This is a genomic window from Sporosarcina sp. P12(2017) (genome assembly GCF_002743035.1).
GTDB classification, from domain to species: Bacteria; Bacillota; Bacilli; order Bacillales_A; family Planococcaceae; genus Sporosarcina; species Sporosarcina ureae.
The window spans coordinates 37,364-60,522 of sequence record NZ_PDYL01000019.1 but is presented as its reverse complement, the minus strand read 5'-3'; the positions used below and the strand labels follow the sequence as shown (position 1 = coordinate 60,522).

Sequence of the window (23,159 nt, the reverse complement as noted above, 5' to 3'; positions counted from 1 at the left end):
ACTACAAATAATCCTTGTGCCACAATCGCCCCCGATTGTTTACCATTAGTTAATTTATTCTGTTGGCAAATAGGCAATTACTTTATTTGTATTCGGATCAACAAGGATTAAAGGTGTTCCAGTTACAGCATTATCTACATCCTCAAAAGAAACGCTTAACACTTCTTTTCCATCATAGGCTTTATCTAATAATATATATTTATTATCAATAATTACCTCTTTCACTTTCGCAATTTGCAAATCATCTTTTGCTTGGTCCTGCCAGCCTTCTTCTTTTAAAAATTCCCATGCTGCGGCTTTAACATCTTCATGGCTATCCATGTCATTTGAGTTTTCTATCACTTGCTTATTTGAACAACCCATAATTAGCATTATTGAAAATACTGCTAATGCAAAATACATGAACTTCAATTTCATTATGCCTTCATCTCCCTGTGAGGTTAGACGGTTTATAGTTAGATAAGTTACATAAACTGGCCCGATTGAAGCACAAACCTTATGCAAGAATTGCCCCCGATTCCGGAACAGTCCTTCATCCGTAACTGCCCCAGTTTATAAGACAGGCGTTATTGAAATGTATCAGGTTCGTCTATAACGATACTTCCCGATACATTAAGCTTATCCCAGATCCACGCCTGATAAATTCGATCGAGTTCAATTCCTATTTCTTTTTCATCCAGACTTTCATCAATCTCTAATTCTTCAAAAGTAAATGTCTCTCTTGCCTCAGTACCTTCGAATACACTACTGGTAAATGAAAAGGTTATTGTCTTAACCAGTTCTCTCAACTCCCACTAATCCTTATCTTTTTCTCAATTTCGCCCGATGGTTTGATATAAACGCAATCGCTCCCGATTGCTTTATTGTCTATTATTTGCTGCTGTTAACTTTCTTAACATCAGAAACTCCTATTGCCCCACAAATAAGTACCCCTATACCAAAGAATCCTTCAAGGAACCAATTATGTCCCCAGTTGATCAACAGGCAATATAGACAAACCGATGCAGTTATAAATGCTCCATACTTTTCTCGCCATTTATATGATTTTGAAGGATTTTTATTGACCAAGAATCCATCCCCTCTCTTGAGTGCAATGTTACAAAATCTTTGCCCGATTGTGCACTCATGAATTCAATAAGCGCCCCAGATTGTGTATTTTAAAAGTCATTATATAAACCATACGTAGTAAAAAGAAAATAGAATGGAAATAAGAAAAACTATAAAAATGATTATATTCAATATTTCACATCTAACCTTAAAAATATCGTTTTTACTTTTCAATAAAACTCAGTAGCGTTGAAATAAGTCAGAAATGCCACTGTAAGCAAGAGTAAATTTAAAGTATCAAATAAGTTTAATATAAATACCGAAATTGGAAATTGTAATAACTTCAATATAACATTCTCCTTTTTCGTCTTATCGAATGTGGCCCTTTTACTGAAAAAGCATGTCGTTTTTCTTTCGAGAAATGCCCCTGCTAATAGAAGTTTTTATTCCAAATGTCTCTCTGGAATTTTGAGGAACCAAATATATATAGCCAATGCAATTATAGCTCCATATAATAATTTGACTTCGATAAAAAGCATTACAAATAGATAACTTAGAAGTAAAGTTAATATCCCACCTAATACAGAACTAAGCGTTTTCGGCAACAAAAATTTATAACTTAGTTTATAAAAAATAAAGCCACCAACCGAACTTACAAAAATCGATAACAACAATATATAAAAAAAGCTTAAAGACATTCTGTCACCATCCTTTTAAAAATGATTTTGGCTCTATTGTTGAACGTGTGCAATTCTTGTTTAAGAATTGCACACGTTAGTTTCACAAAATATATATTCCAACAAATAATGCAAACCCAGCAGCTAGAAAAAGTCCTAAAGAAGCAGGCTTTCTTTTTTGAAATTCAGTAACACCCATGACAGTTGCCATTAATGCCATTAGTAGCAAAAGAAAAGGTAATACTTTGCTAGATGTATTTGTTATGAGACCAAAGCTAGCTAATGATATGACGGCCATTATTAAAATTATTTTTAGAGTCTTAATCAAAATCGGCTCCCCCTTTTTGAATAAAATGGCCCTATTCATGAACGACCTTGTACGGTTAACGCCCCCGATTGCATAATATCACTGCTTATTTGGAAATAACTTATTGCCAATCATACCACCAATCATAGCTGATAAACCGACAACGATAATCTTAATTAAAGCATTGATATTAGGGATTAAATACTCAATGAAAAGCATTACTATCAATACAAATACACCTGTAAATAAAGCCATGCCCATACTTCCTCTTCTCAATAATAACGCCCCCATGTAGATTAATCTGGCCCTATCCTTGCACAACTTTTATTCAGCTAAAGCCTCAATTCTAGAGGTATGTATTTTTATATAGCAATGAATTAAAAACTTAAAGTGCTTTTTGCTTTTCATTTTTACGTTGAATCTCTAACAAAATAAATCCTCCCATTAACGCAACTGGTATACTTATTGCAAATACTAATGGTTCTATAAAACTTGCAGTTGCACCACAGATCAATGTTGAAATAATTGCCGTTAGAACCCTTCCCATGAAATTCTCTCCTCCTAATTTAATAAAATTTGGCCCTTATGTGAATCTGAGGCGATTTATGTACTGGAATCGCCGCCGTATAGTCGTAAATATCATTCAGCTTTTCTATCCGCCATCCATATAAACCTGATGCCTGCTATTACTAACAAAACGGATATGATCAGCGGGAAAGTCCCTACTTTAATCATTGCAGTTCCAAAAATTCCGTAATTAGTGTACCACCCTTGACCATCAACACTGCCAAGACTAAGAGAATAGATTGATGCTGATATTAAGGCAGAGCCATAGATCAGGGCACTCGACAGTAATAAAACCAATCCTATGTTTGTATATTTCATGTTCAACATCCTCCCAACATGCTTTTCCTACCTAATGACCCGTTAATGACATAACCTTTGTGCAACAATCGCGCACAAGTGCTTAATCTTGTCTTATATTTCTTGAATCATTTCCACCCGATTGCCGAAAGGGTCTCTGAACTCAAATCGATCAAAGCCTGGGATTGGAACGCCTTCAATTGGCTGAATAGCTTTTTTCTCTAATACATTTTTCCAATAAGAAATATCATCTACCAAATAAGCTAAATGAGCTTTTGTTGTTAGTCTGTCAAAACCATCTTCAGTTCCTACATGAACGTCTCGATCCCCGACTTTTACCCAAAACCCTCCACGCCCTTTGAGTGATTCTGGCTTTTCTATTTCCTCTAACCTTAATACATTGCAATAAAACTGTTTTCCTTCTTCTTCCGCACCTTTAGGTATAGTAATTTGTGCATGATGTAATCCAAGAATCACATGAATCTCCCCCTATGTTTTAATAATTTTACTGTAACACCGTAAAAATCCTTTCCCGCAAAGTGGATCAATTGTGTAATCTGAACACAATCGTTTATACAGCAAAAAAGCCCGATTTTGGCATAAATTTTATTCAGTTAAAGCGCTGGATCATTGAGTACCTTGACCCTCGCTACAGTTTATTTATTGAATTCGTAATAACTTATTAACGATAGGCTTACTTGTGAAACGCCGCCAGTTGCAACGTGAAAATAACTACAGCATCCCCCATAAGAGATTGATTTGAGCGGTAAGAAAAAAGAGAAGCATTCCTATGGTGACTACTTTAACTAGTTGTTTGGGCGACTTATATAGAATGAAGATTGCGACTATAAAGAGCAGAAACTCCAAGTTATATCGAATGTCAAAGTACCAAAATCCAAATGCGAAAGCTTGTCTAGAGATCATCAGTAGAATAACGGACGATAAAATAACGGAAATTGTCCCTGTTCCTTTTGCATACCAACAAACAAAAGCTAAAAATGGTGAAATCAAGGTCATAGCAATCCAAATCATCATATAGGATTTAGGGAAAAACCCTGCTATCTCAATAGTGTACAGATAGTAGCTACCTACCATTCCAACAAAAAACAAAAATACATTAATGGCTGATCTCATTGGGGATTTGCTGTACAAAGAGATCAACACTGAAATAAAAATCCAAATCCCGATACGAGAAAAGAAATTACCTAAATCTAACATTTCAAGATAGAACGGCAAGGAATTACTCGCAGTTTCATCAAGTACTTTGGATAGTACCCCCAAAATAACGCCTATGATCAATAGTGAAATCGAGCTTATAATTTTTCTTGATCTAGGCACATTCATCGGTTTTCGAATGTCATGTAAAAATGTTCTCATGTCCTCACCCAAAGTATAAGTATTTTAGAAAAGAACCACCTAAGTAGGAGCTGTAAAACTTATTTCCCGGGAATAATGGCCTTTTTCTTTTCATTTCTCATAAGTTCCCACACAGCACACAAACACATCAAAATCCCAAAGGTAGCAATAATGACGACAGGAGATATGATTTTAACGAAGCTGAAACCAATCATCGCGACACCAACGATCAAATAATGATGGACCGCGTGTAAATGATAGGTATCTTGCTCGGCGTGCCAAGCACGAAAGTAACCTTGTAAGAGTCCAAGAATAACTTGTAAAAAAAGTACTACATAGGGGAGAATTTCGGACGAATTCTTTATACCGCCTATCAGTATATACACGATTCCCATACCTGCATAAATGATCACTATATATGAACGGTCCTTATTTCTTCTCGATTGTGCGATTCGGTATCCCCAGGCAGCTGCAAAAGAAAATGCGGCAAAGAACCAAGCAAATAAAGTAAACGTCAAAGATACTTCTTTTAACCAAATTATATAATATGGGAAAATAACAACCTGACCGACTGTGACAATAAGCGGTAAATAGCGTACACTTTTATGATTCATGCTGAGTTCCCTCATTTTACATAATAGTCGTAAAACATATTTTGGAAAACGTTATGTGGATCTCTACGTAACTTTTCCTCCGCAAATTTATTCCACTGAGGATAAGAACGCCTGAACTGTTCCTTCGTCTGATAACGATAGTAAGGTAAATAATACGTTCCGCCATGGTCCAATGTTAGATTGGTCCAGTTTTGGATGAGAGACGTAGCTTCCGAAATCTGCTCTTCCTTTAACCCATGCTGCATTAAAACAACCAAGCCAAACATATCTTCTTTGGCATAATTTAATGTGGTGAAATGATCTTTAGCAGCATATCGAATGGTTATATTATGAATTTTAAAATCATCATTTTTGTCATTGACCGGTATGACCTTCTTCAAATCGTTCATATAGGCTTCAAAGCTATGAACCGGAACAAAGAATTCCTGCAACACTTCCACCCGACCCGGCTTCGTATATTCCATAAACGTAGATTCCGAACGCATCGCATTATTTCGGGTAATCTCTTTCCCATCGATGGAAGCAATGTAACGCTTTTGTGTTCCCCAAAAGAGATTTTCTAAAGCGCCCCCATGCCGTCCAATATCAAGTGCTAACTTCGTTAAACGAACACTTTGTTCTTTTTTAAGCGCAGTCGTATAATCTCGCTTTTCTGTCTGTTGGTAATTGATCACATACATTTCATCTAAAAAGGAATTGGGTGCTACACTCACTCTGGCATAGTGCATGGCCGTATTTTGATCATTCAATAACCGGTCAAAATACGAGGCATACGCACCAATTTGCAATTTCTCTGTTTGGATCGTATATAGATTGTTTTCCGTTACTTCCACTGTCACATCTACTATCACGCCAAATAATCCATAGCCACCAAATATGTACTTCATCCATTCATCTGGATCATCCCGAGTAACCGTCTTGATGTCACCTTCAGGGGTAATGATTGTCATGGCCTTTACCGTTTCTGCCATCGAACCAAAGCGAATATCCCGCCCATGTGCATTTACAGATAGAGAACCACCTATTGTAAAAATCGATTGAGATTGCGTCACTTTCAAGGCCAATCCAACAGGTTGTATAGCCTCCTGCACATCTTCCCAAGTAGCGCCTGCTTCGACACGAACCGTTTTTTGCTGTTCATCTATTTCTAGTACGCGATTGAATGTCCGCATATCCAGAACGATTCCATTTTTGTAATACGTATGGCCACCTTGTGAATGCTGTAAACCAGCAATTGCAATTTGTTGACCATTCACGTTCGCTTGTTTCACAATTCTTTGCAAATCACTTCGGTTTTCTGCTTTAACCACTCTTTCAATGCGTTCAGGAAGTAGACCGGTGTAATCCGTTACTAAACCGCTTTGCGAAAGCCCATATTTCCTTTTTTCAATCGGAATGTTCCACAAGATAACGGATACAAAAATAACAACTAGACTTCCAAGGAACCATGGTTTCTTTACTAAGAGTGCTATCTTTTGCATATGATCTCCTTATCTAGTCAGTATTTTAATCTATGAGAATAACTGATCTCACTTTTAACAATCCCGCTAAATAATTAAATGCTACTTACTACATTTCTCTTGATTTTGATATGCCTGTTCTCTGGTATAATGGCGAATCGAAAAGCCATAGATTGTAAATACCAGTAAAATCAATACCCATATAGTATCTCTATACGTATCATAGGGTACGTTCGCTATCATACGGTGATAGATCTCCAAAGCAAGCCATCCATATGGAAAAACAGGAAGCGCGTGTTTAGCTGACTTGGCTAATACCATTTTTCCTTTTTCGTTTTTGGAGTTCTCGCTTCTAGAATATTTGAATTGCACAATCAAGGCATAAACAAAAAACGGTAGTAGTAACACGCCTATAATAAGCATTAATCACCCCCCCTTAAAATAGTTTTAACTGTAGTTCTGCTTTACTTGTAGCGTAATACCATTTTATGAGTATTCCATACAAGATTACGGAAAGATTTAAATAACTACAAAAAACAAGAGTGTTACCAGAATAGAAACAACTAAAATCATTGATAAATTTCTACCTACTTTTGCACCCAAGTCATCTTTGAATTTATAACCAATAATTAATGCTGGTATATAAAAAAACAAGAGAATAAAATATTGTATAATGCAACCCCGTACCACCATTTGACCAAGGATTTTCCCCTATGAAACGCAAGACATGATCGCCAATAGCGTCATATTTTCCAATTGACACGGAAAATAATAAGCCTAATACAAATATCAATAGCGATAATGACCCTAACCCCAATTTCTTATAAGTTTTAACGTTTTCAAGACTATTGCTAACCACTATCTCTTTTCCTCCTTTTGTATTACATTAACAATCTGGCCCCATTCTGGCACAGTGCTAATTCAACAATTCACACCCGATTAACGAAAAACAGGAGCAATAATCAGCATTAATATAGAGCTTGAAATTAGAATAGTGCTGATTCTTTTTGGTAGCTTTACTTTTCCATCGCCTTTGTAGAATCCAGAGAACTGGAGTTTGTTTCTATACAAGACGAAAAGAATAATCAGAATGGATCCCCCTACTAGCCAAGCACCATGAGTATCATCTACATTTATCCCAAATGCTGAATAAATTAATTTCACAAGCCCACCCATTAAGCTTCCAATAAGTAATAATATAATTGCGATACGGAACATTTCTAAGACAGCTTCCAGACCATTTTTCATTTTTGTCCCCCTTTAAATAGCTAATTCCTTTTAGAACGTTAATGAATGATTAAAAAGCTATTAATGTCGTACGTTCGTCATTGTCATCTGTAATATATTCAATCTCCTTGTACTTGGCAGCTACTGCTTGATTGTAAAGACTTTGGATAGTGGATTTGCTTTTCGAGTAGATTGTTACATACGATGAATCCACGATCAGAAGAACAAATTGACAATCACTATTTAAAAAGTCTTCATATGACTCAATTTTCAATTCAGTTTCTACATTCATATATGCTTTTAAATCAGCAAAAATTAAGTAATATTCATTTATAGAAATTAATTTCATAAGTTCTTTACCAGTTAAATGAGTTATTGTGCCAAATAGGTCTTTACCGAGCGTGTCATTTTCAATGATATATGCTTCACCATCGCCAATCTGCCACTCCCATCTTGATACGTCAACTTCTTTTAAGATATCGAATAACTGTTTTCCGTATTCATTGGGAATTTCAAAGGAAACGCCTCGCATCACGATCTCTCCCTTTTATAAATGATTGGGTACGATAATTAAGTGCAATTATCCTTTTACACAACTTCGCCAGTAAGGTAGATAGCGGACTAAATCCTAGTAACTATTGCAACACATTTTTTAATTCATTAGTCTGTTTTTCATTAAGAATAAAATACCGACTAGGAAACCCATCAGAACCACTTACACCGTCTGCTAATAAAATTGAACTTCCGTCTTCTTGATAATATATATACCGTTGGATTTCAGAAATCCCCTTTTGGGTTTCGTCTAGCGAAATGAAAACATCCGACTCTTTCTTTAATTCTTTTGGTCGGTCTATCTCATCAGCGTTTTTAACGATTTCTCTTATTGCTCCAATGGATTCTGAATCTGTAATTTCGTTATGAAAATTTACCCCTTCTCCACCTTCATCGGTAAAAGGAGTACCTATTCTTAATACTTCTCCCATTGCACACCCTGCAAGTATTACGGAAAAGCTTAAAATGACTACCAGCCAAATGTACTTATTAATTTTTAGTTGTCCTCTCCTATATGTCTTTCATAATCCTTTATATTTATCAAAATACTTAACTGTTTGACTCGATTGAAGTGTAATCCTTATACAACAGCTGCACCCTTTTGTTGATAGTTTTACATTGGCAATTAAAGCTAATAACCATCACGCAAATTGATTCTTACAATCAATTCGATAATCGGTGAAGTAAACGTATCTGGAATCATCGGTGAAGGTAAACTTTTGTTATAGTTCGTTAAGCCGAAGGATGCCCCATCCAAATCGATCCAATCCAATTCGTCGATCCCCTTAATTTGCCCAATGAAATGATAATCAGCCACATAATAGTAAGTCCCATCGTCATTTTCAGCAGCTTACCAAACTTCCGCTTCCTTTCTTGCGTCAATGCCAAATTGCTCAAAAAACTGATGAATGGCAGGGGTTGTTTGGACAATGACCTTTTCATAGTATGTACATTCAGGGCATCCACAATGAGCTTTGTCTGAAATAAGTGGAAGTTCCTTATATAATTCCTTTGTTTTAGTTTTATCTACCTCAATGACGTGTCCATGTAATAGTAGTTTCTCCAAGTTCTCATCCCTGCCGATTAAAGAGCTGCACTACTCTTTGATTAGTAATTGCTTATTCAGGGTCCCCATCTAACAAATGCCCATTCTTCAATTGTTTGAATATCGAGCGGCATGGGATGATATAGAAATTCTTCTTCCACTACATCAATACCCGGAAAATCAGCTAAAACTTCTGTACAGGCTACACTTAAAACTTCCTTTTCTTCTTCAGTTGGTTCTGTATCAAAAAAAGCTTGCCATATAAGCTCATTTTCCTCGTCTATAAGTACTCTTAATCCTTTTAAATTCCTAGGAATAGCACAGAACAATGCTCTGTGTACACTAAGCACTAGCAAGTTTTCCATTTTCAAACTCCTTGCATATTAAATTTACTATCTCAATGGAATTAGTAGAATCCTTATGCCCAAATTGTCCCCGATTGCAGTTCATTATTTTTAAGTGATCTTATTTCTTTTGGAATTAAAGATGATACTAGCTATACCTACACCAGTAGCAGGAAGAATTATTAATAAAGTGCTTAATCTATTGGCTTGTATGTAATTATTGAAGAGAAGAAAACTTAAGAAAGCTACTACAAAATAGACTGGTATAAATATTTTTGACAACAAAACGGAATTTTCCATTCTGATCAATCCCTTCTTTTGAGCTAGTTTGGTGCGCAACGGTAGTTCAGTTAACGCCCCCGATTGTTTAATCTTAAAAATTATCAAACAAATATTCTAAAGCTTCTTTTCCTTCTACGTCTCCTACACTCTTAAATCTTTCAACAACAATATCGTCATGTTCAGCAGCAAACTCAACTTCCCATCTTTCACCTGGTACTGAAATATCAACTCTGATATATTCATCTCTAGTTTTATCTAAAGTATAATAAATTTTATTTCGTTCAAGTTTTTCTAAAAAATCAATGAAATTTTTCATTGCTACACCTCTTTCATCCCTCAATATAGCCCGATAATGGCACAAATATTTTTCTACAAGCACTACCGATCATATAGTTCCTTTTAACTTTCATCTCTTTACAGTTAGATTTTATAATGGTAAAATAGAAAGTAACAGAACCCACCACGCCTCTTTGCAATGCGGACCAAGGTGGGTCATTTTTTATATTTGGAGGAGATTTAAATTGACCTCTTCAGAAACACATATTAAAGAACCTCGAACTTACGAACAGCAACTTGAGATTTTGCAAGAACGAAATCTAGTTATTGACGATATGGATGATGCAATATCTTTTTTAAAAAGTGTAAGCTATTATTGATTTTCCCCGTACGGACTCACACTTAAGCAAAATGATAACAAGGACTTATTTCTAGATGGAGTAAGCTTTTTTCAAATGAAGATGATTTATAATTTTGACCAAAAGCTTCGAGATCTTTTGATGAATCATCTAGAACTCGTTGAAATAGAGTTCCGATCTAAAATCGCTTATCATCATTCACACCGGTTTGGAGCATTAGGTTACAAATACCCTGATAACTTTTCTTCTCCGGTAGCTCATAAAAGGTTTCTCGAAGAACTAAATAAGCAAATTAATCGATCTGGAAAAGAACTTTTTGTCCTTCATCACAAATCAAATTACGGAGGAGAATTCCCTTTCTGGGTAGCAATCGAAGTTATCTCTTTTGGAGAGCTATCGAAACTATTTAAAAATCTGACTGAAGAAATTAAAGATGAAATAGTAAATGACTTTAATCTATCTAGTTTTTACGCTGAAAGCTGGCTTCATACTCTCTCCTACATAAGAAATGTTTGTGCACATTACGGGAGAATATACGGTAAAGAATTGGCCATTAAGCCAAAGCTTTTCAAGTCAAAGAGAAATAAATTCAAAGCCAACCGTATATTTACAGCCGTGTTCATCTTAGCTAAACTTTTGCATAGAGAAGATCGCATAAACTTCATTACAACACTTCAAGTTTTATTAGAGGAGTATTCAGATCATATTGATCTTACAGAACTTGGTTTATCCGATAACTGGGAGCGTTTGTTGCTTGAACATTAAACTCAATAGTTGACCTCATTTGCAAAGAAACCAATAAAAAAATAATCTCTGAACAAAAAGTCCACATTTTCCCTGTTGGACTTTTTTATTTGGGAAGATACAGATTAACCGCAAAAATACAATTCTTTGTTTCGTTATTGCCCCCAATAAAGGCAAAGTAGTCGAAAATCGTTGATCTGCACTCCAGCCGGACACGTGTCTTATGGGCGTGCGGTGAACCACACTCCCAGTGCAAAGATGTGCTCCTTCTCGCTACGCTTCACTCGCAAAAGCCGTTCTTCGTTACGACTTTCGCTGATCCTCTCAGAGTCGCCGGCTTCCACTCCGATCAACTAGCTGACTACAAAGATGTCTCTTCCAGAATCGCGCCCGTTTTCTTTATAATTTTCATCCAAAGTTTCTATCCAAAAACAGAAGTAGAAAACTACCTGCACATAGGAAAAATGCAATTCGAGTTATGATGTAAATGGAGAGTTCAACTTTAGTTAATTTCCTTTCCTTCTTAATTTTCTTGAAATGAAAATAGTAGTAAATGCCACATATGAGCAGGACAACACCTGATAACTGATATATGTTCTTTAACAACTCGGTCAAGAAAATTCTCCTCTCCTAAATGACCCTATTACTGAAAACGGGTGCAGTTCATCTTCAAGAATTGCACCCGTTTGAAGCACAAATCTTATGCAAGAAATGCATCCGTTAAATTAACCATGGCTAATAAACTAACTCAAGGACTCAAACCATATGCAAGATTAAAAATACTAAATAAAATAAACAATACTATTACACTAAGCGATATGGCTTTTATAAAATAAGTCCAACGATCTTTTTCCATTGGCTTTATTTTTTGAATAATTGCGTATAAAACAAGAATCGCGATTGGAATGATAAAAGCAAAACTAAACCAGTATGCCCAATCCCTATTCACGTCCCAGCCCTCTGGTATGACAGGTCCGTCATACATATTGTATTTCTTGTGAATACGATGATAACCATAGATGAATACGAAAGTAATAATAAGATAATAGAATGTTACCAATGTTTTCACCCATTTATTATACAGAACTTTTCTACTGAACAATAAGGACATAACAAGCAATAAAATGATAATAACTACAATGAAAATGGTTAACCCTCCAATCCTTCAAACAATCTTAATTACTGTTTTTTGCGAAATGGTTGTACAGTTAACGCACCCGATTGTGAAAGCCTATTCTCTAAGGAGGGAATATACGTATGTATCATACGGCTTTCCATCTTGGTACATATAATTTCTTAATACTCCCTCTTGTTGAAAACCTACTTTTCCTAATAATTTATTCGAGGCTTCATTTTCAATAAATACGACTGCACCTATACGAGTTAAACCCATAACATCAAAACCATAGGAAATGACTTGGGAAACTGCTTCTGAGGTATATCCCTTTCTCCATTGTTGCGGGTGAATTTCGTAACCAATTTCAGCTCGTTTATGTTTGGGCAACCAAGCATTAAAACCAATAGTTCCAATTATACCTTTGGTTTCCTTTCGCTCAATCCCCCATCGTATGCCTCTTTTTTCTCTATAGTTTTTTGAGAATATATCTATGATTTTTTCTGCCTCTGCTACACTTTTGAACGTTTCTTGTCCGTAAAAACGTGTTACGTCCTCGTTAGAAAAACAAGAAAAAATGCCTTCTGCGTCTTCAGTTGTTAATTCTCTTAATATCAGCCTATCTGTTTCTAGTGTAGGAAACATATAATTCTCCCCCTTATTTATTTCGTAATATAGCAAAATTCAATTGAAATTTAATTATGCCTACAACAAATTATTTAACAAACTGGTCCGTTTGGTATGCAACAGTGGTTCAGTTAAAGTCCCAAAACATTTAACAGGCAGACATATATTTTTTGACTTTTGTTGATGATTTGATAATCAAATCGATAGCTATAAGAAATGAATATGAAATAACAGCAACTTTAATATTCTGGATCCATGTTATCTCTGGATTGAATAACCATTGCATAATGGTTACAAGTACCAAGAATACTAAACAAGTGGTTAGCCAATACTTAACAACCTTTTTTAACATACCCCCATCCCCTTAACATTTCTCATTGATCTTCCCCTATTACTGAATAAAGTGTTCTATTTTCTTATTAAGTAACATTTCAACTAGCTGAACAACATTTGATAATCCTAAGAAAAAGAGCATACTGAAAAGTAATAGATACATATTTTCTGGTAAGGGACTTTCAAATATTAATCCTGATACAGAAACAAAGATAACTCGAAAGGCAAAGTAAATTGTAATTATGCTAATAAAAGACTTCAAGAAAAAGAACACTTTACTTTTTCTATACTCTTTTTGAATTAAATTCATAAGCAATCTCTTATTCGCTTCTTTTCGGATTTTCATACCCTTCTTCCGAGGAATAGCCAACGAGATTCACAACACCATCTTTGACTATATACATATAAACGACTTCGAGTTCGTCTATGAATATTACTTCAACACCTGCCCGAGAAAAAGCAGATCTAGTAGCATGTCTACTTACCCAATCGTCTTCAGGATACGTTTTCTCTAAGTAGGCATTAACAATGTCCTCATGCTCATACCACTCTTGAAGCGATGACTCTTGTTTGTACATCACATAAAAAGTTTCGATCGATGCCACAACAATCGCTAGAACTAACAGGATGGTCCGAGCCTTTCTCCAAAAAAGTGCAACAATGAGCAACAGTATTATAGGTGCAACTAAAATCATGAAAAGGATTACACTACTCGGACTCAAAACACATACCTCCTAAAATTTACTTATTTTACAAAACTAATAAGAATAATTCTCTGTCTTTTTCTGTTATTGCAATAACACGATAGCCGTTTAATAGATATTGTTGTGAAGCAGCATTTTAACAACCAGAATTAACTGCTCAGCCTCATATACTTTTTTCTTACGATATTGGCCCTCATGTAGATCAAGCGCATTTCCTTGTTATAGAATTGCCCCCGTTTGTGGTATACCAGCAACTAGCTATAATTACTCAGAAACCAATTTTTTGATCATTTGAAAATTAGGCAATGTAACTCCCTTGCGTTCTACATTTTGAGACCGCGTTATCTGGTACCCGCGATGCTCAAAAAATGGTTTTGCTGTTACACTTGCTTCTGTATAAATTTCCGAGAGTCTAATTTTCCTTGCTACGGACTCGAGCTTACTTACTAAGGCTGTTGCAATTCCCTGTCCCTGAAAATCCTTATGAGTGTAGAGTCTATCCAGATAGCCATTATGTGTCATATCACTAAAACCGACAATCTTACCGTTTATTTCAGCAACATAAGTGGCATTATTGCTTAAAGACTTGTTCCAACTATCCAATTTTTCGTCTATCTCATTCCTTGGCGCCCAAGCATTAAGTTGTTTTATTGAATAATCTGCTGCGTTTACTGAATGTACCGTTTCGTAAAATAAAGAAACAACCTGATTAATATCGGAACCATGAAACTCTCTAATCCTCATAAATTTTGTATCTCCCTGTTACATTGTTCAATTATCTGGCCCGATTGCGTTATTAGCGCGATTACTTGTGAAGCAATCCCACCCGATTGTGAACGGGCAAGACATTTAACTTTTAGCTTTCTTATTGGTTTTAGTTATCCATTCCACAAAAATAAAAACAAAAAATGCAATGACAGTAAGTCCACTATTGTCAACCCAACGAATTTCTGGTCGGAATAACCACTGTAAAGCCGTTAGAAACACGATGAAAATTAAACAATACGTTAGTGCTCTTTTAAACATATATTCATTCCTTTCTGTTCCAAAAAATGGTCCATTTCTGGCACAGTGCTCATTCAACAACTCCACCAGAAAAATGAATAGTAATATTTGGGCAAACCTTTCACTCTCACGGGATTAATCTTTTACTGTCCTAATATCATGTATTGCATTCGTAATAATGGAGTCTTCCTTTGTGACCTGATGACCTTCTACAAGCGAGATATAATAATCCTCATTCGATAAAGGATAAAAGTTCTGATCCTCTTGCTTCTTTTCAAAATAGATCGTGTATGTATGTTTGGAATTTGTTTTTAACTCCCAACTTCCTCCTAATTCCATAGTGACATTGGCTGATATTCTATTAGCAGTGTAGCCTTTTTTATCTTCTAACCATTCACCTACAAAGTACTTGTTTTTATCTTGTTCGATCACTAAAATTTCTATTCCATCCGTTGTAGTGATCAAGTCAATACTTCCTTTTATTCCTTCGCTTTGAATCAGTTCCTCTAAAGCAGCTTCCGGTGATGGGGAATACTTTGCTTGATTCTCTTCGCTACACGCAGATAATAGTAAAAAACTGGTCATTATAAACATAACAATAAAACGCTTTATGATATTTATCCCCTTCTACTCGTTTAGTTGGCACGTTTCAGAAGCAATTCAGCTTCCACATAACCCACCTCTAGTAGTGAATCGTCAGGACATACAATTGACGCTCAAGTCTCAACCATTTTGCTCCTGCTTCTCCCGTTCCTCTCGCTCAAGAATATATCTTTCGTATGCATCCTTCACTCCATCGTACGGATCGACTGGAACGATATGTTGATGTATTTCCTTCAACAACCAAAACGATCTAAAAATCACTCCAACAATGATGGCAGTTAACGCATACCAACCTATAGGACTGATAAACGCCAAAATCCCTAAAACACCCGCCACCAAAATACACCCTACTAGCTTCATACCCTCTCTCCTCTACATGCATTCCGTATGATTTCTCTTAAAAGTACTCAGTGACAGATTTTCTGCCACTATAATCTCTTCTATTTTCCTACTCCAATTAACTGAACATGCGTTTCCTCATTATTTTTAAAAACTCGCATATATTCATACGTCCGATCCAATGTAATCTTATATAATTTATATTCGTCATTTGTCGGTTCATCATTCTCCTGCAAGTAAATCTGGAATGAATCTTCATCCGTTCTAATGTCCATATCACCAAATCCTTTTCCACTATCCAGGAAATCTTGATTTAGATACAAGTATCGTATTAAATCCGTTTCATTGAACATATAGACCCCATTCCCCTCAGGATCATCAGCAGTTTCTATTCCGTCAATAAAGCTTTTCACATCTGCATTCACTTTATCGATTGGCACTTCCGAATAAGACAATTGCTTCTCGCCACACCCTACCAACACACTTGCAATGAACAGCAACACGAATAATTTCCTCATTTGATAACCCCCTGTCAGTTTAACTTCAAAAGAATTGTATAATTACTTCCAATAAACATACCATTATTTCCAAAGATTACATATGGGTAATTTGATATTCTACAATAAAAACTAGAAATATATTCGATAATTCGCAATCGTCTACTCTACTATGGTAAAATGGAAGTAGAGTCAGATTCTCTTTTTTGAAAAGCAAACTAGTTTTTTATTATAAGGAGGAATTGCAAATGGCTAAAGACGACAGAAAAGAAATTATTAAAAAGAACGAAATGCGGACGAAGGAAATTTCCAAAATGATTGGTGAAGGCGGAATCGGAGCGGACAAATATTACGATATTAGAAAAAAGATATCTCCAGAAGATGTAACCGAAGTACGCGAAGATTATGGTTCCACCGACAATAAATAATCTAGTAAATTAACTTCAGTCATTCCATAAAACGACCAACGAGCCACTTTCCTTTAAAACGGAAAGTGGCTCGTGGTTTTACATAAAAAAAACCCCCGCACTTGCGCGGAAGTCTGTTTTCACAATATATACTTGTCAATCTTCAATACCAACTCTGCAATTTCTGGCTTACTTACTTGATCGTCCGCTCCAACACTGTCGCCTTTATGTTTCAAGTCATCTGTGATGAGTGAAGAGAAGATGATAACCGGTAGCTCGGTGAGTTTTGGCGTCTCACGAATACGTTTGGTGAAATGATGTCCGTCCATTTGTGGCATCTCGATATCTGTGATAACTAACTGAATGTCCTTCTTCACATCGATACCATCCGCCACGAGCGTCTCCAAATAATCAAACGCATCTTTCCCGTTTTCATAGAAGTCGAGATTCGCGTAGCCGGCTTCACTGAGCGTATCATACAATAACTTACGCAATAACGGCGAATCTTCCGCAATCAAAATGCGTTTATCTGAACGCTCACGCTTCCCAAGCTTCTTCACTTGCTCTACGTTAATACCTGCATCGGGATTAATATCCATAATAATCTTTTCAAAATCAAGCAACAGCAACATGTCGCCATCGAGTTTGATGACGCCAATCACCTGGGAGTTCTCTGCTGCGTAAATGCCTAAAGGTTTCTCGATTTGATTCCAGGAAATGCGGTGGATTTGCGTCACATTATGTACACGGAAGACGACCGTTTGTTTATTGAAAGCAGCGACGATATACTTAGCATCTTCTGGATGGCTTGAAGGTGCCATTCCTAAGATTTTCTCCATACTGACGACCGGCAATACTTCCCCGCGCAACTGAATAATTCCTTCCACTGCAAAATGCGCATGGGGAATCGGTGTGATCTTCAATGGCATGATAATTTCCTTTACCTTGATCACGTTAATGCCATAACGATTACCTTGCATCTCAAATCCGACGATCTCCAGCTCATTTGTTCCGCTTTCCAATAAAATACCTGAATCATTGGACAAATTCTTCCACCCTCTCAGACGATATGGTCTATTACTAATGTATGTATTCATAGAATATACAATTCATTGGTGCAATAGAACTAGTATACCACACCAATTGACTATCCATCTATGGCAATATAAATAAATTTACTAGTGAAATGGGGTCAGGGGTGTACGAACCCCGGCTTATTCGAATTCGCCAACCAGTTTTCGAACTGCGGAACGGTCAACGGCTTCGAGAAATAGTACCCTTGGAAAGTCAAATCCGATTCCAAATCAAGCAGGAATTCCACTTGTTCTAGTCTCTCTACCCCTTCGACGACTATGGTCAGATCCATTGAGCACCCGATTGCTAGTATGGCATTCAGCACGGCACTCTTCTTCGCTGGCGCTGGTACTCCATCCGTAAAGGACTTATCGATTTTCAATGTCGTAATGGGCATCTGCTGTAAAAAGGACAAAGAAGACACGCCTGTTCCAAAATCATCGAGTGCAATCGAGAATCCATAGCGCCTGAATCGCTTCATTGCAGCAATAGCCTGGGTGGTGGACTTCGCGGTACTCGTTTCCGTTATCTCCAGTTCAATACGGCTAGGGTCAAATCGGTACGCATTGGTTTCTTTCCATAGCAAATTGAGTAAACGCGGTTCCGTCACGTATTCACCGGGAATATTGATCGCTACTTGTGGCACATGAATGCCTTGCGAATCCCAATTATGAATCTGTCTGCACACTTCGCGAATAATCCAGTCCGTCACTTCGCCCATTCGCCCTTCTTGCTCCAATATTGGAACAAACGTCGCTGGCGGAATGGGCCCAAGCTTTGGATGCGTCCAGCGAAGCAATGCTTCCACACCGACAAATTCATGGGTAGCCCCTTTTACTTTCGGTTGATAGACAAGATAGATATGTCTTTCATCCAACGCCTCGGAAATATCGCGCAAGACATCTTGCTCATATGACTTTCCGTGGATGACTGGGTCAAACGTCAACAATCCCCATTCATGTGAAGCGGCCGCTTGTTCCACAACCATCAACGCTTCTTTATACAACGTCTTCACAGACTTGTTCTGATCCGCCTGAGCTAGTCCACATGCATAGCGCATCTCTTGACTCTTAATCGGCAGTAGTTGATCTATTTCACTCTGCATAATCACAAGGTTTTTATAAAAATCTGTGGTACGTCCTGTTTGCTCAACACAGAAGAGAAAACGATTTCCGCTGACACGATACAGCTGAGCGTAAGAAGGTTTCCACTTCGCAAGCAACGCGCCGATTTGCTTCAAAATCTTATCTCCTTCTGTATAGCCGTATAATTGATTAATGCGCGGCAGATCAGGGAAATTCCAAATCGCGACACCTCCCGTTGCGACGTCTTCCGCCAAACAACGCTCCCAATTCCGTCGATTCGGCAATTTCGTCAACACATCGTAATACCTCAGCCAATAATCGACATAGCGATCAATATAAGACGTCAACAACATTCCAAGAAGTAACAGCCCAACTCCAACACCGATCAACGCAATCATGATCTCCATATGCATAACGGACTCACGTATCGCTTGTCCTTCTTCTATATAATAGTTAGTACCGAATATGCCTAGATAATGTAGAGAAAGTGTTCCGACCGTTAGAAAAAACATGACAAGTGCTATCGATAGCGAAATACCTTTCGGGTCGCTAATTTCCCGTAGCGCCAGATAGACCAATAATCCGCCAATCAAGTTCCCCGCAATGAGCAGTTCCCAATCATAAACGATTACAGCATCCACCATCATCGCTTTCATGCCTAAATATTGCATAGCACTCATACCTTGCGCAATTAATGCAGCTCCTACGGCATGGCGCCAACAGGCTTTCATCGGGCTTCGTACAAGCTGGAACGCAAGTAACGTCGCAAAGAAGATCGGCAATATACAAATGAAAGCCCAACCGTAATGCACATGCATTTCAACCGGTAACAAAAGTGAATTCATCGCTAGAAAATGGGTTGCCCAAATCCCGAACGACAATGCCAGTGAAGCCAATAAAAGCCATACTTCGCGTTTAAAAAAGCTAGGTTTTAGCATACGTTCATATAATACGAGTGTGGTATAGGAAGCGAACGCTATCACCAAAGCAGATACTAGTATCATTTTTGATGAAAAGGAACCGATTAATTGTATGTATTCATTGTAGTCTGGTGTCGAAAACATCCGCTCCACCTCCTCAATCTATAAGATAGGGAAACTTTTAAATTATAATGATTCTAAGTGCTCACAACTAACGTTATACAAAAGCAAGTGCTTACTATTTATTATTTACTATTTACCTATAGTAGTCAATTACTTTTAAACCGTTTAGTCTATAAGTCTATTTAAATTTTAAGTGTTATATTAATTATATGATATTTTCTGATAATTAGATAATGAAATCCCTTTATGTTGTCACAGAAAATAACGAATTATGGTAGAATAAAGCAAATTACGGAATTGAAGGAGAGACAACATATGCCTATCTATAACAAACTCGTACGCGATCTCATCCCAAAGATCATCGAAGCAGACGGAAAAACGTGCGTAACGCATACATTGAATGATTCACAATACATAGCTGAAATCAATAAGAAGATGCACGAGGAACTGGCAGAGTACGAAGAAGCAACTAACTCGGAAGATGCTGTCGAAGAACTATCCGACTTACTGGAACTCATTCATGCGGCAGCTGCTTATCATGGTGTAACAGTAGAGGAACTAGAAGCTGTACGCGCCAAGAAAGCTACAGCACGTGGCGGATTTAATGAAAGAATTTATTTGGTGGAAGTGGCGGATGACTAAGCTGCGCCTACTGACGAAAAACTTGCTAGGTGACTTAAAACGACTAACTGCGGAAGCGGATACGATCTACTGGATGACAGCGTTCATGATGAAATCTGGAGTAAACGAAGTACTCCCCGCCTTACGTGACGCCTCTATGCGTGGCGCTGATATCAAAATACTGACGGGTGATTATTTATCGATTACACAACCCGACGCCCTGCAATTATTACATGAAGGATTACCTGCTGCCGAACTTCGCATGATCGAAAGTGGAGGTACATCCTTTCATCCAAAAGCGTATCTATTCAAATCACAAAACAGCTCCACCGTCATTATAGGTTCGTCTAACTTATCGCGTTCCGCTTTGACGAAAGGAATCGAATGGAATCTCTACGCACCATCAACAGTAGACGAAGAAATTTTTGAAACGTCTGCGAATGAATTCATGAAGATGTTCTTATCTGTAAACACGGTACCAATCAACAGTGAACAAATTGAGTTGTATAGAACACGATACGAAGAGACGAATCGCAAACTACCATTTAGTTCAGTATGGGAACCTAAAACCGAAATCGAAATGACATTCGGTGCCACTGAACAAGAAGAAAGTAGTACCGTCGATCCTACAGCACCTTATCAATCATCTGTCTTAGATCCACGACCTGCACAAGAACTGGCTCTTACTGCGCTACATCAAACGGTTGAAGCCGGCTACGAAAAAGCCCTTGTAGTTCTCGCAACAGGACTCGGGAAAACGTATCTAGCCGCTTTCTTTGCAGAATCATACAAACGCGTACTCTTTATCGCTCACCGTGAAGAACTACTCACACAAGCGCAGGCTTCATTCGCACAGGTCTTTCCGAATCGTACAAGCGGAATTTACAACGGCCAGCAAAAGCAAGCAGACACGGAATTCGTTTTCGCATCAATTCAAACACTCGCGAGACAATACCACTTGCACCAATTCTCAAAGACTGCGTTCGATCTGATTGTCGTGGACGAATTCCATCATGCAGCCGCCACAACATACGAACGAGTACTGGACTACTTCACACCCGAATTTCTGCTCGGTCTAACCGCAACACCCGACCGACTCGACAACAAAGACGTCTACAGTCTATGCGACGGCAACGAAGCGATCTCGATTCACTTCCTAGACGCTATCCGGCAAAACTGGCTCTCCCCTTTCGTCTACTACGGAGTACTCGACGAAACGGATTACAGCCAACTGAAGTGGCGCAATAATCGCTACGATGAAGAAGAGCTACTACGCCTGCAAGTACGAGACAGTTATGCAGAAGCGGTACTTACTGCATGGAACGAACATAAAAAGACTCGCACGATTGGATTCTGTTCTTCCATTAAACAAGCTATCTACTTAAGCGACTATTTCACAAAAGCCGGCTACCGCTCACTTGCCTTACATGGCAGTACGGACCGACAAACACGCACCACCGCACGCAACTTGCTGGAAACAGGCCAACTCGACATCATCTTCACCGTCGATCTATTCAACGAAGGCGTCGATATCCCGAGTGTAGACACTCTCCTATTCGCACGCCCTACCGAATCCTTAACGGTATTCACGCAGCAAATCGGTCGAGGCTTGCGTATAGCTACCGGCAAATCTCATTGCGTAATCATCGACCTCATCGGAAACTATCGCAATGCGCGGAAGAAGTTTGAAGTATTTAACGAGAACAAAGAATTACCTACCAAGATTAGTAGCGAAATCTTTACCGAATCAGGCTATTTCGAGTTCCATTTCGAAACAGCAATCATTGACCTACTCAAAGCGATGAAACAAAACGAACCAATTCAGCAGCGGCTGATTACCGCCTATTTCGACTTAAAAGCAGAACTAGGACACCGCCCGACATATCTTGAATATCATTTGAAAGCAAATGAAGATGCGAGGGCTATTCAGCAGAAATTGAAAACGTATCCGATTCTTTTGGAGTATGCAGGTGAACTGAGTGAATTGGAGAAAGAAGTACTCACGCAACATAGAGACCTACTCATTGAAATCAATAAAACCTTAATGAATAAAAGCTATAAGATGATTCTACTGAAGTACATGCTGACAAGAGGTGCATCGGATTGGTACCAACCTGTAACACCGAATGAAGTTGCCCCCTTCTTCCATGCGTTTTTAATGGAGAAACCATATCGTCGTGATGCGGATCTATCAGATAGACAAGGTCGGTCACTTCGGGAATATGATGAAGGTAAAGTGGCTAGGTTGATTGCTAATATGCCGATGACGAAGTGGAGTGGATCTTCGAAAGGTTTGTTTGTGTTTGAGGATGGTGCGTTTGGTACGCAGATAGAGATTGAGGAGTGGCATGAGGATATTTTGTTTGGCTGGGTACGGGAGATTTGTGAGTATCGGTTGCATTGGTATTATGGGAGTAAGAGTTTTAATCAATGAAAGCTGAATAAGAACTAAAAAACCTGTTTCAATTGAAGAAGTAATATCTTATAGTGAAGACCTTGGATTGCAGTTTCTCTATGTCCTAACAACCAGTTGAAGCGTCTGCCACAATTTCC

The 23,159-nt window shown here is 37.8% G+C and carries 32 protein-coding genes and 1 pseudogene; 4 read left to right on the top strand and 29 right to left on the bottom strand.

The features are described 5' to 3' along the window. Positions 1-54: 54 nt before the first annotated feature. From CSV80_RS14620 to CSV80_RS14530, 20 genes are all read right to left on the bottom strand, one after another. Entirely contained in the window at positions 55-417 is a 363-nt protein-coding gene (locus CSV80_RS14620; protein ID WP_099671414.1) for a hypothetical protein, read from the bottom strand. 149 nt (positions 418-566) lie between these two features. Beyond that, a complete protein-coding gene (locus tag CSV80_RS14615) occupies positions 567-788 on the bottom strand; it encodes a hypothetical protein (protein ID WP_233201609.1) in 222 nt (73 codons plus the stop codon). An 82-nt stretch (positions 789-870) separates the two neighbouring features. Next, positions 871-1,068 (bottom strand): hypothetical protein, encoded by a 198-nt coding sequence (locus CSV80_RS14610; protein WP_099671413.1) that lies wholly within the window; start codon positions 1,066-1,068, stop codon positions 871-873. Between the two features lie 759 nt (positions 1,069-1,827). Further along, positions 1,828-2,052, bottom strand: coding sequence for a DUF3953 domain-containing protein (locus CSV80_RS14600; RefSeq protein WP_233201608.1), 225 nt, complete (start codon positions 2,050-2,052; stop codon positions 1,828-1,830). A 78-nt stretch (positions 2,053-2,130) separates the two neighbouring features. Further along, positions 2,131-2,322 carry a hypothetical protein gene (locus CSV80_RS17580; RefSeq protein ID WP_143560502.1) on the bottom strand — a complete coding sequence of 64 codons (192 nt, stop codon included), beginning with the start codon at positions 2,320-2,322 and terminating at the stop codon, positions 2,131-2,133. A 94-nt stretch (positions 2,323-2,416) separates the two neighbouring features. Further along, positions 2,417-2,578: a hypothetical protein gene (locus CSV80_RS17575; RefSeq protein WP_158231922.1), complete on the bottom strand. Its 162-nt coding sequence runs from the start codon at positions 2,576-2,578 to the stop codon at positions 2,417-2,419. A gap of 92 nt (positions 2,579-2,670) precedes the next feature. Further along, positions 2,671-2,916, bottom strand: coding sequence for a phosphatase (locus CSV80_RS14595; protein WP_099671411.1), 246 nt, complete (start codon positions 2,914-2,916; stop codon positions 2,671-2,673). Between the two features lie 93 nt (positions 2,917-3,009). Next, the gene (locus CSV80_RS14590) at positions 3,010-3,372 is read right to left on the bottom strand and encodes a VOC family protein (protein ID WP_099671410.1); all 363 of its coding nucleotides are present in this window, start codon (positions 3,370-3,372) and stop codon (positions 3,010-3,012) included. Between the two features lie 255 nt (positions 3,373-3,627). Beyond that, entirely contained in the window at positions 3,628-4,272 is a 645-nt protein-coding gene (locus CSV80_RS14585) for a hypothetical protein (protein ID WP_143560501.1), read from the bottom strand. Between the two features lie 59 nt (positions 4,273-4,331). Then, complete coding sequence (locus CSV80_RS14580; protein ID WP_099671408.1) at positions 4,332-4,865, bottom strand: hypothetical protein; 534 nt, start codon at positions 4,863-4,865, stop codon at positions 4,332-4,334. Positions 4,866-4,876: 11 nt separating this feature from the next. Next, positions 4,877-6,346 carry an FAD-binding oxidoreductase gene (locus tag CSV80_RS14575; RefSeq protein ID WP_233201607.1) on the bottom strand — a complete coding sequence of 490 codons (1,470 nt, stop codon included), beginning with the start codon at positions 6,344-6,346 and terminating at the stop codon, positions 4,877-4,879. An 81-nt stretch (positions 6,347-6,427) separates the two neighbouring features. Continuing rightward, on the bottom strand, positions 6,428-6,748 hold the full coding sequence (locus CSV80_RS14570) for a hypothetical protein (protein WP_099671407.1): 321 nt from the start codon (positions 6,746-6,748) through the stop codon (positions 6,428-6,430). A 193-nt stretch (positions 6,749-6,941) separates the two neighbouring features. Beyond that, positions 6,942-7,184 (bottom strand): hypothetical protein, encoded by a 243-nt coding sequence (locus tag CSV80_RS14565; RefSeq protein ID WP_099671406.1) that lies wholly within the window; start codon positions 7,182-7,184, stop codon positions 6,942-6,944. Between the two features lie 80 nt (positions 7,185-7,264). Then, positions 7,265-7,573, bottom strand: coding sequence for a hypothetical protein (locus tag CSV80_RS14560; protein ID WP_099671405.1), 309 nt, complete (start codon positions 7,571-7,573; stop codon positions 7,265-7,267). Positions 7,574-7,622: 49 nt separating this feature from the next. Continuing rightward, positions 7,623-8,084: a DUF2691 family protein gene (locus CSV80_RS14555; RefSeq protein ID WP_099671404.1), complete on the bottom strand. Its 462-nt coding sequence runs from the start codon at positions 8,082-8,084 to the stop codon at positions 7,623-7,625. Positions 8,085-8,187: 103 nt separating this feature from the next. Continuing rightward, positions 8,188-8,535 carry a hypothetical protein gene (locus CSV80_RS14550; RefSeq protein ID WP_099671403.1) on the bottom strand — a complete coding sequence of 116 codons (348 nt, stop codon included), beginning with the start codon at positions 8,533-8,535 and terminating at the stop codon, positions 8,188-8,190. Positions 8,536-8,735: 200 nt separating this feature from the next. Next, positions 8,736-8,921, bottom strand: coding sequence for a hypothetical protein (locus tag CSV80_RS17905; protein WP_233201606.1), 186 nt, complete (start codon positions 8,919-8,921; stop codon positions 8,736-8,738). Positions 8,922-8,954: 33 nt separating this feature from the next. Continuing rightward, positions 8,955-9,170, bottom strand: coding sequence for a hypothetical protein (locus CSV80_RS17900; RefSeq protein ID WP_233201605.1), 216 nt, complete (start codon positions 9,168-9,170; stop codon positions 8,955-8,957). A gap of 56 nt (positions 9,171-9,226) precedes the next feature. Further along, positions 9,227-9,514, bottom strand: coding sequence for a MafI2 family immunity protein (locus tag CSV80_RS14540; RefSeq protein ID WP_099671402.1), 288 nt, complete (start codon positions 9,512-9,514; stop codon positions 9,227-9,229). Between the two features lie 352 nt (positions 9,515-9,866). Continuing rightward, a complete protein-coding gene (locus CSV80_RS14530) occupies positions 9,867-10,091 on the bottom strand; it encodes a hypothetical protein (protein ID WP_099671401.1) in 225 nt (74 codons plus the stop codon). A 355-nt stretch (positions 10,092-10,446) separates the two neighbouring features. On the opposite strand from CSV80_RS14530, the pseudogene CSV80_RS14525 reads away from it, so the two are divergent. Beyond that, a pseudogene (locus CSV80_RS14525) lies at positions 10,447-11,175 on the top strand (Abi family protein); the annotation flags it as partial. 727 nt (positions 11,176-11,902) lie between these two features. On the opposite strand, the gene CSV80_RS17570 reads toward CSV80_RS14525, so the two are convergent. The 7 genes from CSV80_RS17570 to CSV80_RS14470 all read right to left on the bottom strand — a co-directional run bounded on the left by CSV80_RS17570 (position 11,903) and on the right by CSV80_RS14470 (position 16,397). Then, positions 11,903-12,223, bottom strand: a complete 321-nt coding sequence (locus CSV80_RS17570) for a hypothetical protein (protein WP_143560500.1) — start codon at positions 12,221-12,223, stop codon at positions 11,903-11,905. A gap of 162 nt (positions 12,224-12,385) precedes the next feature. Beyond that, the gene (locus tag CSV80_RS14510; RefSeq protein ID WP_099671397.1) at positions 12,386-12,913 is read right to left on the bottom strand and encodes a GNAT family N-acetyltransferase; all 528 of its coding nucleotides are present in this window, start codon (positions 12,911-12,913) and stop codon (positions 12,386-12,388) included. A gap of 635 nt (positions 12,914-13,548) precedes the next feature. Further along, the gene (locus tag CSV80_RS14495; RefSeq protein ID WP_099671394.1) at positions 13,549-13,950 is read right to left on the bottom strand and encodes a hypothetical protein; all 402 of its coding nucleotides are present in this window, start codon (positions 13,948-13,950) and stop codon (positions 13,549-13,551) included. 246 nt (positions 13,951-14,196) lie between these two features. Continuing rightward, positions 14,197-14,676 carry a GNAT family N-acetyltransferase gene (locus CSV80_RS14490; protein ID WP_099671393.1) on the bottom strand — a complete coding sequence of 160 codons (480 nt, stop codon included), beginning with the start codon at positions 14,674-14,676 and terminating at the stop codon, positions 14,197-14,199. 396 nt (positions 14,677-15,072) lie between these two features. After that, complete coding sequence (locus tag CSV80_RS14480; protein WP_143560498.1) at positions 15,073-15,522, bottom strand: hypothetical protein; 450 nt, start codon at positions 15,520-15,522, stop codon at positions 15,073-15,075. 138 nt (positions 15,523-15,660) lie between these two features. Further along, positions 15,661-15,900 (bottom strand): ATP-dependent Lon protease, encoded by a 240-nt coding sequence (locus tag CSV80_RS14475; RefSeq protein ID WP_099671390.1) that lies wholly within the window; start codon positions 15,898-15,900, stop codon positions 15,661-15,663. 80 nt (positions 15,901-15,980) lie between these two features. Next, on the bottom strand, positions 15,981-16,397 hold the full coding sequence (locus tag CSV80_RS14470) for a hypothetical protein (RefSeq protein WP_099671389.1): 417 nt from the start codon (positions 16,395-16,397) through the stop codon (positions 15,981-15,983). A 227-nt stretch (positions 16,398-16,624) separates the two neighbouring features. On the opposite strand from CSV80_RS14470, the gene CSV80_RS14465 reads away from it, so the two are divergent. Next, the gene (locus CSV80_RS14465) at positions 16,625-16,804 is read left to right on the top strand and encodes a hypothetical protein (protein WP_099671388.1); all 180 of its coding nucleotides are present in this window, start codon (positions 16,625-16,627) and stop codon (positions 16,802-16,804) included. 119 nt (positions 16,805-16,923) lie between these two features. Here the strand turns inward: CSV80_RS14465 and CSV80_RS14460 are convergent, their stop codons facing one another. Beyond that, positions 16,924-17,829 (bottom strand): chemotaxis protein, encoded by a 906-nt coding sequence (locus CSV80_RS14460; RefSeq protein ID WP_099671387.1) that lies wholly within the window; start codon positions 17,827-17,829, stop codon positions 16,924-16,926. A 146-nt stretch (positions 17,830-17,975) separates the two neighbouring features. After that, positions 17,976-20,006, bottom strand: a complete 2,031-nt coding sequence (locus CSV80_RS14455) for a putative bifunctional diguanylate cyclase/phosphodiesterase (protein ID WP_099671386.1) — start codon at positions 20,004-20,006, stop codon at positions 17,976-17,978. 294 nt (positions 20,007-20,300) lie between these two features. Here CSV80_RS14455 and CSV80_RS14450 point away from each other — a divergent pair, with 294 nt between their 5' ends. Together CSV80_RS14450 and CSV80_RS14445 are read left to right on the top strand one after the other, a co-directional pair. Further along, positions 20,301-20,627, top strand: coding sequence for a nucleoside triphosphate pyrophosphohydrolase (locus CSV80_RS14450; RefSeq protein WP_099671385.1), 327 nt, complete (start codon positions 20,301-20,303; stop codon positions 20,625-20,627). Further along, a complete protein-coding gene (locus CSV80_RS14445; protein ID WP_099671384.1) occupies positions 20,620-23,040 on the top strand; it encodes a DEAD/DEAH box helicase family protein in 2,421 nt (806 codons plus the stop codon). The genes CSV80_RS14450 and CSV80_RS14445 overlap by 8 nt, the downstream gene beginning before the upstream one ends. Positions 23,041-23,159: the final 119 nt, after the last annotated feature.

Bases quoted from the DNA above. Each gene is read 5' to 3' on its own strand.
- CSV80_RS14620 (WP_099671414.1), bottom strand. From the start codon at position 417: ATGAAATTGAAGTTCATGTATTTTGCATTAGCAGTATTTTCAATAATG.
- CSV80_RS17580 (WP_143560502.1), bottom strand. From the start codon at position 2,322: ATGGGGGCGTTATTATTGAGAAGAGGAAGTATGGGCATGGCTTTATTT.
- CSV80_RS17575 (WP_158231922.1), bottom strand. From the start codon at position 2,578: ATGGGAAGGGTTCTAACGGCAATTATTTCAACATTGATCTGTGGTGCA.
- CSV80_RS14595 (WP_099671411.1), bottom strand. From the start codon at position 2,916: ATGAAATATACAAACATAGGATTGGTTTTATTACTGTCGAGTGCCCTG.
- CSV80_RS14585 (WP_143560501.1), bottom strand. From the start codon at position 4,272: ATGAGAACATTTTTACATGACATTCGAAAACCGATGAATGTGCCTAGA.
- CSV80_RS14580 (WP_099671408.1), bottom strand. From the start codon at position 4,865: ATGAATCATAAAAGTGTACGCTATTTACCGCTTATTGTCACAGTCGGT.
- CSV80_RS14575 (WP_233201607.1), bottom strand. From the start codon at position 6,346: ATGCAAAAGATAGCACTCTTAGTAAAGAAACCATGGTTCCTTGGAAGT.
- CSV80_RS14570 (WP_099671407.1), bottom strand. From the start codon at position 6,748: ATGCTTATTATAGGCGTGTTACTACTACCGTTTTTTGTTTATGCCTTG.
- CSV80_RS14560 (WP_099671405.1), bottom strand. From the start codon at position 7,573: ATGAAAAATGGTCTGGAAGCTGTCTTAGAAATGTTCCGTATCGCAATT.
- CSV80_RS14555 (WP_099671404.1), bottom strand. From the start codon at position 8,084: ATGCGAGGCGTTTCCTTTGAAATTCCCAATGAATACGGAAAACAGTTA.
- CSV80_RS14550 (WP_099671403.1), bottom strand. From the start codon at position 8,535: ATGGGAGAAGTATTAAGAATAGGTACTCCTTTTACCGATGAAGGTGGA.
- CSV80_RS14540 (WP_099671402.1), bottom strand. From the start codon at position 9,514: ATGGAAAACTTGCTAGTGCTTAGTGTACACAGAGCATTGTTCTGTGCT.
- CSV80_RS14530 (WP_099671401.1), bottom strand. From the start codon at position 10,091: ATGAAAAATTTCATTGATTTTTTAGAAAAACTTGAACGAAATAAAATT.
- CSV80_RS14510 (WP_099671397.1), bottom strand. From the start codon at position 12,913: ATGTTTCCTACACTAGAAACAGATAGGCTGATATTAAGAGAATTAACA.
- CSV80_RS14490 (WP_099671393.1), bottom strand. From the start codon at position 14,676: ATGAGGATTAGAGAGTTTCATGGTTCCGATATTAATCAGGTTGTTTCT.
- CSV80_RS14480 (WP_143560498.1), bottom strand. From the start codon at position 15,522: ATGACCAGTTTTTTACTATTATCTGCGTGTAGCGAAGAGAATCAAGCA.
- CSV80_RS14475 (WP_099671390.1), bottom strand. From the start codon at position 15,900: ATGAAGCTAGTAGGGTGTATTTTGGTGGCGGGTGTTTTAGGGATTTTG.
- CSV80_RS14470 (WP_099671389.1), bottom strand. From the start codon at position 16,397: ATGAGGAAATTATTCGTGTTGCTGTTCATTGCAAGTGTGTTGGTAGGG.
- CSV80_RS14465 (WP_099671388.1), top strand. From the start codon at position 16,625: ATGGCTAAAGACGACAGAAAAGAAATTATTAAAAAGAACGAAATGCGG.
- CSV80_RS14455 (WP_099671386.1), bottom strand. From the start codon at position 20,006: ATGTTTTCGACACCAGACTACAATGAATACATACAATTAATCGGTTCC.
- CSV80_RS14450 (WP_099671385.1), top strand. From the start codon at position 20,301: ATGCCTATCTATAACAAACTCGTACGCGATCTCATCCCAAAGATCATC.
- CSV80_RS14445 (WP_099671384.1), top strand. From the start codon at position 20,620: ATGACTAAGCTGCGCCTACTGACGAAAAACTTGCTAGGTGACTTAAAA.